2 protein-coding genes are annotated in these 2341 nt (G+C 69.4%); both read right to left on the reverse strand.

Annotated elements, in window-relative coordinates:
* Positions 1 to 98: 98 nt before the first annotated feature.
* Entirely contained in the window at positions 99 to 1625 is a 1527-nt protein-coding gene (locus tag WD250_17145; GenBank protein ID MEX2621943.1) for an EAL domain-containing protein, read from the reverse strand.
* 20 nt (positions 1626 to 1645) lie between these two features.
* On the reverse strand, positions 1646 to 2182 hold the full coding sequence (locus WD250_17150) for an ATP-binding protein (GenBank protein ID MEX2621944.1): 537 nt from the start codon (positions 2180 to 2182) through the stop codon (positions 1646 to 1648).
* Positions 2183 to 2341 lie beyond the last annotated feature (159 nt).

Here is a 2341-nt window from a genome sequence, read left to right on the forward strand (position 1 = left end):
CGAGCGTACCCGCCCCACCAGCAAAAGACTGAGTTATTTTGCGGAGGGCCCTAACGCGCCACGGTGTCCATCGCCCACTGCACCAGCCCGACCCTCGCTCACGACACACCACCCGCCACCCGTGAGGCGTCCAGCGTTGCGGGGCGACCGAAGAGGAAACCCTGGCCGAGCGGCACGCCGAGTTCGGCCAGGACGTCCCGCTCCTCGACGCGTTCGATGCCCTCGCCGACCAGGCTCGCCCCGGTGGCCGTCGTGAACGCGAGCAGACCGCCGACCAGCGCCTGCCGGACGGGGTCACGGTCGATGTCGGTCACCCATGCCCGGTCGAGCTTGACCATCGAGGGGCGTAGCTCGTAGACGTGGCGCAGGCTCGCATACCCCGAGCCCGCGTCATCGACGCTGAGTCCGACATCACCGAGCCGGTCGACCGCACTGATGACCCCCGCGTAGTCGGTGACCGACTCGTGCTCGGTGATCTCCAGGACCAAGCGGCGGGAGCTCTCGGACACGACCGGACCCAGGTCGACGCTCAACAACGTGGCCGCCGAGACGTTGAGCGAGACCCACGCGTCCAAAGGCAGCTCCTCGGCCGCTGCCAGGATCCGCTTCGCGGCTTCGATCTCGAAGGTCGCACCCAACCCCAGGCGCGCCGCCAACGCGAACCCGAGATCGGGTCGCATGCCATCGACGAACCGGGTCAACCCCTCGAAACCGACGACCTCGCCATCGGTCAGCGAGACGATCGGCTGGAACACCGGCCACATCCCACCCGGTTCGAGCAGCCGGTCCGCCCACTGCCGGTCGCTGGCCGTCATCACCGCGGCATCGACGACCGGCCGCAAAGTCACCGACAGCTGCGCGGCGAGGTCCACGAGCGCGGCCAGCACCGGCTCCGGCTCGCCACGCGGCACAACGCTCAACACCGCAAGGGTCGTCGACGCCGTCTGCAGCGGCAGATGCACCACCGATCGGCCAGGGGCACGCTCGAGCCAGGGGGCCTCCAGCGCCCCAGCGGCCGGGCTCGCGATCACGCTCGCCCCCTCCCGGCCACGGCTGTCGATCGCCGGCGCCAAGCCGTGTCGGCCAAACGGGCGCAACGCGAGCTCTCGGATACCCAACTCCGCGTCGAGCACGCGGTCGAGATCGGCGAGGACCCCAGCCAGCGGTTGCGTCGCATCCACTCCGACCAGCGCCCGTGCCAACCGAAGCCGCCCCGACATCGCCTCGTTGAGCCGGACAAGCCACCGGTCACGCGCGGTCAGTTGCCCCTGGATGCGTGCCACGAGCTCCCGCAGATCCACCGGCTTGCCGAGGTAGTCGTTCGCGCCGCCACCCAGCCCCTGGAGCTTGCGCTCCAACCGGGCGTCACCAGAGACGATCAGGATCACCGCCCCGTCAGTCCGTGGGTCCGAGCGCAACCGGGCAAGCACCTCCTGGCCACTGACGTCCGGCAGGGAATGATCCAACAGCACCACCGCAGGACGCTCACGGGTGGCGATGTCGATCGCCTCCTGGCCCGTCGAGGCCGTCAGCACCTCGTAACCGGCCTGTTCCAGGGCTGCCACGAACGCACGTTGCATCAGCTTCTCGTCTTCGACGACGAGCACCCGGACACGGTCCGTCATCGACGCCAGCTGCTCCCCGATCACGCCCGAGTCCCGCCAGGGCCCACGCTGCGCGACGCGAGCGTTCGCAGGCTGAACCACACCACCTTCCCGCCGGGTAGCACGCTGGCTCCCCAGGTGTCAGCGAGCCCTTCGACCAGGAGCAGGCCGCGGCCGCTCCCTCTCTCGGCATCGAGATCCTGCCCCGCGACGGAGGGCATGTCCGCGCAGGCGTCAGCGAGCTCGACGCAGAGCAGCCCGGTGTCATCGAGGCACACCCGCAGCTCACAGGGGGAGTCTGCACACGACGAGGCGTTGGCGACCAGCTCGGTGACGAGCACCAAGACGGTGTCCCGATCGTCCTCATCAAGATCCGCGGGCAGGGCATCGCGCACAACCCGCCGGGCATGCGAGGCGCAGGCCGCCGTGGGCGGCAGCATCACCTCGACGAGCACGCCCCCGATGCCTCGTCGGGGGGCGAGCAACGCGGGCAGACCGAAGTCGGAGATCTCCCCCGATGCTGCGCGACCCGTCGGGTTGTCGACGACGAGGTCGCAACCCCCTGCACTGTCTCGCATGATCACGCCGCCCACTCACTGTGGCCGTCGTCACCAGGGACTGGGATGACCGACTGCTCACGCCGGGGACTGGAGCGCACTTCCATATCATTCTAACGTCCGCACAGGCTGTCGCAAAATCCCGGATCTGGGGGTTGGGCGGCTGGTATTGCGCCGGTG

The organism is Egibacteraceae bacterium (genome assembly GCA_040905805.1).
Classification (GTDB): Bacteria; Actinomycetota; Nitriliruptoria; order Euzebyales; family Egibacteraceae; genus DATLGH01.

What these genes read in the sequence shown, in the direction of transcription:
- WD250_17145 (MEX2621943.1), bottom strand. Translation starts at nt 1,625, where the DNA reads ATGACGGACCGTGTCCGGGTGCTCGTCGTCGAAGACGAGAAGCTGATG.
- WD250_17150 (MEX2621944.1), bottom strand. Translation starts at nt 2,182, where the DNA reads ATGCGAGACAGTGCAGGGGGTTGCGACCTCGTCGTCGACAACCCGACG.